A 5,792-nucleotide genomic window follows, 5' to 3' on the forward strand; every position below is an offset into this window, starting at 1 on the left:
GGGCGGGGTCGCGCCGGGCGAGCCGCAGGTGGCGGCCGGTGCGGTGGCGCATGTGCGCGCCAGGGCCGGGGGGCCGTTGCTGCTGGGGGCCACGGAGCCGGCGCCCGCCGGGATGACCCGGCTCACCCGCCCCGACTCCACCGGCCAGGCACTGCCCGTCTGGCCCGACGGGGTGACGCCGTCGCTGCTGGAGGAGCACCAGGTCCCGCCCATGCCGGTGGAGCGGTCCGGCGAGACCCGGCGAGTCCTCGCCGCCGTACTCAAGTGCTGCTGGAGCGACCACGCGACCGACCCGTGGCCGGGCGACCCGGCGCCCCTGGAGCGCGTGCTCGACACCTACCGCACACTGATCGGCCGCACCGACGACCTGATGCGCAACTGGGCGATCGGCGCCCTGCGCCGCCTGCACGACTCGGCGTGGGTGTCGATGTCCGACGGCATCGTCTCCCTGGGGCCGCGCTGCGCCCTGTGGCCGGTGGAGTCCCACGCCGTCCTGCAGGAGCTGGTCCGCCGCATCCCCGAGCCGGAACGCCGCGCCCTGACGGTCGTCGCCGACGCCGACCACGTCGCCGCCGCCCTCCCCACGCCCTCGGCAGCGGTCCCACAACCAGCGCAGAACGAGCACCCGTCAGCGGACGAACCTCGCGTATCAGCCGAGTCCCCCACGGCACACAAGCCCCCCATCCAGGACGGGTCCCGGATCCAGGACGACCGGCCCGCGCCGAACGCCCGGGACCTCGATGACCAGCCCGCGCCGAACGGCGACGGCGACGGCGGTCAGCCTGCGCAGGCTGCGCCCTCCGCCCAGCTGAGCCAGGGCGGGCAGGTCGCCGGTGACGAGCAGACCTTTCGGGACGAACGACCCATGGCGGGTGCGTCCCTTTCCGCGGACGGTCGTTCCCTCGCGGGGGACGTCCCGGTTTCGGCCGGAGGGCGGGTGGAGCCGGGTGTCGCCGAGTTCGGCGATCTGCTGGACGCCTACGACGAGCGGCGGCGGGCAGAGCTGGTGGCCGCGTTCATGGTGGTGGAGCATGCAGCGGAGCCCCTGCAGGAGGCCAGGTTCGCGGCCCTGCGCGATCCGGCGTTGCGCCACACCCTGGCCGCCATGCTGGCCCGGCGTGGCCGCGCGCTGATCCAGCACCGTGAGCGCTGGATCTCGGGCTACGACGACGAGATCGCCGCAATGGAACGGTCGCAGGCCACCGAACGCCCTCGTGGGGCGGCATCGGAGCCGGGCGAGGGCGAGGCACCGGAGCCCGGTCACCCCGAGAGCGCCGAAGCCGGGAGCGTCCCCGGAGAGCCCACAGAGTCCGGAAGACCCGCAGTGCCCGGAAGGCCCGCAGAGTCCGGAAGGCCCGGAGAGTCCGTGCGCCGTGGCCGTGAGGACGGGCATCGGCTCGGGGAGAGCCACCGCGGGTTCCGGGAGAGCCGGCGCGGGCTCGGGGAGAGTGAGCGGGCGGTGCTGACGCTGGTGCTGGTGCACTCGGTGGCGATCCCGCGCGCCGAGGGGCTGCTGCCCGAGGACTCGTGGCTGTCCCCCCACCCGACTCCAGTGGAAGAGCTGCGCCGCCACACCCAGCTGCCGATCGGCGAGCTGGAGTCAGCGCTGCGGGGGTTGCGGCATGCCGGATTGCTGACGCAGGTGAAGGCCGGTGAGGAGGCGGGCGGATACGTCCCGGGCCCCCAGTTCCACCGCCTCACCCCGGCGGCTCGCCGCCGTCTGCAGGAGGAGCTCATCCTCGCCGCCGGCCCGGACACCCCCCTGGCAGCCGCCGTACGAGCCCGGAGGAGCGCCAGGTGAACCCGCCCGCTCAAGAACGCCCGGGACGCGCGGGACCGCGCGCCTTTGGAAGGCGGCGCTCCAGGAGTACCGGAATGCACGATCCCGGAAGCACCGGCAGGCGGACACGCGAGCCCTGCGGCAGACAACCGGGAAGGCCGGGCTCGGTTGCCCTGGAAGCCGGCGGTGAGCGGGAAGTGGGAGCCGGGGCGGGCCGGCGGGTGAGCCGGGTCGTGTGTCAGGACGGATGGAAGGTTACGGGGGACTGAAGGTGGCGCAGGTGGAGAACGTCGTCGGGGATCGCGTGCTGGTCGCTGTGCAAGCGGTCAACATCTCGCGGCTGTCCACCCATCCGGTGCCGACGGTGCCGGGCACGCTGATCGTGGTGGCGGGCGCCGGGCCGAAGGACTCCAACGGGGCGGGCAAGTCGTCGTTCATCGCGTCCATCACGGCGCTGCTGGGTGACGAGCAGTGGCGGTTCGCCTCGGGCGCCAAGGCGGTGTCGGAGCTGCTGTTCAACGCGGAGCTGGCCAGCGGGGCGGGGGCGCGGCAGTGGGCGAGCGCGGATCACGGCTACATCGTGGGCGTGTTCGGGCCGCCGGGGATGCGGGACTTCGCGGCGCCCGCCGAGCGTGTGGAGGTTCCCGGCGACGACGGGGAGCTGTTCGAGGTGCCGGACGACTCCAGCGGGCCGGTGACGGTCTGGCTGCGGGTCAACCAGGAGGCGCCGCATCTGGAGATCCGGTGGCGCGCGGGCGTGCATCTGGCGGCGGCGGCGTCCGAGGCGGAGCGGGTGGCACGGGCCGACGAGTTGTGGCAGTCGCTGCCGCGTTCGGCGGGGCGGCGCGACGTGGTGGCGCGTGATCTGACCAAGGTGCTCTACGGGGACCGGGTGCGGTGCGTGTCGTTCCTGTCGACGAGCGTGCGCAGCAAGGTCGCCACGAACCTGCTGTCGCAGCCGCTCAACGAGATCTCGCCGGAGCGGGTGTTCGAGGCGATCGCGGCGCTGACCGGCCTCGACGCGGAGCTGGAGCAGGAGCGGGAGGCGCGGCGCGACGAGCACGCCAAGCGGGTGCGGGCGGTGCTGGCGGGTGAGCGGCTGGCGGAGTTCGAGGCGGAGTCGAAGGCGTTGCTGGCCACGTTCGACCGGCGCGACCAGGCCAGGGTACGGCTGGCCGAGGCGTTGCGGTGCTGGCGCGGGCGGCAGGCGAGGAAGCTGGCCGACGCCGCCGCCAAGGACGACGCGCTGGCCGGGGAGCTGACGCGGCATCGGGCGGCGGGCGAGGCGGCGGCGGAGGCGATCGCGCTGGTGAAGGCGGAGATCGCGACGCTGAAGGACGACTCCCTGGATCGGCGGGTCACCGAGGCGCGCAAGGAGCTGGTCGCGATGCAGGCGCGCGCGGCCAAGCTCGACGCCGACCGCGCCGTGGCGGAGAACTCGGCCGACGAGCTGCGCGGGATGGTCCCGGCGCTGGAGGAGACGCGGCGCTTCGCCGACGGTCGCGACGTGCCTGAGGCGGAGCGGGAGCTGGTGGCGGCCCGGCTGCGGCTGAACGAGGCGCTCAAGGCGCTCGGCGTGGCCGACCAGGAGGTGGCCTCCGCGCGGGCCGCCCTGGACGACGCCGAAGGCGGCCCGGCCGCTGCCCAGCTCGACGCCCTCACGGCGGCGGGCGTGGGCGCGACGGGCCTGCTGGACGCCCTGGACGTGGCCGAACAGGCCCGCGGCACGCTGCGGGTGGACGAGCTGCGCGGCTGGCCCGGCGAGCACGCGGTGATCGTGGACGCCGCCCGCCTGGAGGAGGCCGCCGAGGCGCTGCGCGGGCTGCCCGGCTCGGTGCTGGTCAGCGCCGCCGGGGTGAGCGTGGTGGGGGCCTTCGACGGGGTGGCGACGGGCCGGGAGGCCCGGATCAAGGCGGCCGGTCAGCGGCTCAACCGGGCGATGGACGTCCAGGAGACGGCCGCGCAGGCCGTGCATGACGCGGAGGAGACGGTCGCGCAGGGGCAGCGCAGGCTGGAGGGCGCCAAGGCCGGCGTACGGCTGGGCGAGCTCGAAGGGCGGCTGGCGGAGCGGCGGGCCAGGCTGGGCGAGCTGACCGCGGCGCTGGAGGAGCTGACGCCGAAGGTGGCCGAGGCCGAGCGGCAGGCGGGCAGCCTCGACTTCCGGGCGCGCACCCGCGACATGGAGATCGAGCGGCTGGAGGGCAGGCGGCAGCGCCACGAGGCGGAGCGGGCGCAGGCCCGCGAGCAGGAGGCGCGGGTCGGCGGCGAGCGGGAGGCGCTCCGCCTCGACACGCTGGCCGCCGACTGGGGCGGCACCGTCGAGACCGCCGGCGCGTGGGTGCGGGCGCTGCCGGAGGAGGAGCGGGGCCGCACCGCCGACGAGTGGTGGCGGATCGCGGAGCGGCACTTCGACCAGGCGTTGCGCGACACGTTCCCGGAGGAGGACGCGGAGATCCCGGAGGAGCTGCGGTTCCTGCTGGAGGAGCGGGGCGGCAGCACGGCGCGCGAGCAGGCGACGTTCACGGCGGTGTGCGGTTCGCTGGCGTCCTACCTGCGGGGGCAGGAGGAGTACGAGAAGCACCAGCGCAGGCAGATCGAGGCGCAGATCGTGTCCCGCCAGCGTGACCTGGCGGCGGCCGACAAGGGCGCGGAGGAGGCGGCGCAGTCGACGGCGGTGCACCGGGCGGCGCTGACGGCGGCGATCAAGGCGAGGTTGCAGCGGGTCGCGGAGGAGTTCGAGAAGCTCGACACCTCCTACGGCGGCTACGGCGCGACGCTGGAGTTCCCGGTGCCGCCGGCGCCCGCCGATCCGGAGCAGCGCTGGCAGTGGCGGGTGACGCCGAAGTGGCGGCGCGGCGAGGGGCAGGGCTTCGTCCCGTACAACCGCCGGGCCAACACCGCGCTGATGGACGAGAAGGCGGTCAAGCTGGTGTGCGCGGCGGCCATCGCCTCGTCCGGCGGCGGGCACCTGTGCCTGGTGCTCGACGAACTGGGCCGCAACCTGGGCAAGGAGCATCGCCGGGAGGCGGTGGCGCTGTTCCGGCGGATCGGGGAGACGTACGGGATCACGGTCATCGGCGCGCTGCAGGACGACATGGAGCCGTACGCGATCGACGCCTGCGGCCAGTACGTCAAGCTGCGGCGCTCGTCCGACGCGATGCCGTACAACGAGCCGCCGGTGATCGTCGGCCATGACGAGCACGCGGAGCGGGTGCGGGCGCTGGCCGCGTTCGTGGAGCGGCCGGTTCAGCCGATCGGCGGGCCGGTGTAGGAGGCGCGCAGGCGCAGGAGTGAGCCCTTGGCGTACTCCTCCATGGCGTGGGCGAGCCAGCCCGCCGTCCTGGCGACGGCGAAGATCGCCTCGCCGGCGCCGCTCACCATGCCGGTGACGGCGGCGAACGTGGCCAGGGCGAAGTCGACGTTCCGCTCGGGGAGGCGGCGCCGGCGCACCTCGCCGAGCACGGCGTGGGCGGCGGCGAGCCGTTCGTGGCCGGGGGCGATCTCGGCCACCAGGTCGAGCAGGAGGCTCCCGCGGGCGTCGCCGTTCTTGTAGACGCTGTGGCCGAAGCCGGGGATGCGCTCGCCGCGCCGCACCCAGTCGGCGATCACCCTCGGCGCCCTGCCGGCGTCGGTGACCTGGGCGAGCAGGCGTTCGGCGTTGTACGACGCGCCGCCGTGCAGCGGGCCGCCGACCACGCCGAGCCCGGTGAGGACGACCGCGTACGGGTCGGCCTTGGCGGAGGCGGCCACCCGGGCGGCCAGCGTCGAGGCGGCCAGCTCGTGATCGGCGAGCAGCACGAGCGCGGCCTCCAGCACGGCGAGCGACTCCGGCGTGGCGGGCCGCGCGCACAACCGCGGCCACAACCGCCCAGCGATCGACCCCCACCGCGCCTCCGCCGCGTCCATGTGCCGACGTTCGCCCCCGGCGTTCGTCCCGTTCGTGCGCTCGGGGGCACGTGGCACGGTCGAGGCATCGGGATGGGGAGGGTGCGCCGGGGCACGTGGCACGGTC

General features: G+C 75.1%; 3 protein-coding genes. 2 read left to right on the plus strand and 1 reads right to left on the minus strand.

Annotated elements, in window-relative coordinates; all coding sequences use genetic code 11:
• Positions 1 to 1,801, plus strand: a 1,801-nt coding sequence (locus tag ADY59_RS53120; protein WP_331459597.1) for a hypothetical protein, incomplete at its 5' end; no start/stop codon positions are given.
• Between the two features lie 259 nt (positions 1,802 to 2,060).
• A complete protein-coding gene (locus tag ADY59_RS46160) occupies positions 2,061 to 5,051 on the plus strand; it encodes a chromosome partitioning protein ParA (RefSeq protein ID WP_156326156.1) in 2,991 nt (996 codons plus the stop codon).
• On the opposite strand, the gene ADY59_RS46165 is transcribed toward ADY59_RS46160, so the two are convergent.
• Positions 5,027 to 5,792, minus strand: a 766-nt coding sequence (locus ADY59_RS46165) for a citrate/2-methylcitrate synthase (protein ID WP_331459598.1), incomplete at its 5' end; no start/stop codon positions are given. The two genes, ADY59_RS46160 and ADY59_RS46165, sit on opposite strands and share 25 nt — an antisense overlap.

Origin of the sequence: Nonomuraea sp. SBT364 (assembly GCF_001083785.1) — a bacterium.
Classification (GTDB): Bacteria; Actinomycetota; Actinomycetes; order Streptosporangiales; family Streptosporangiaceae; genus Nonomuraea.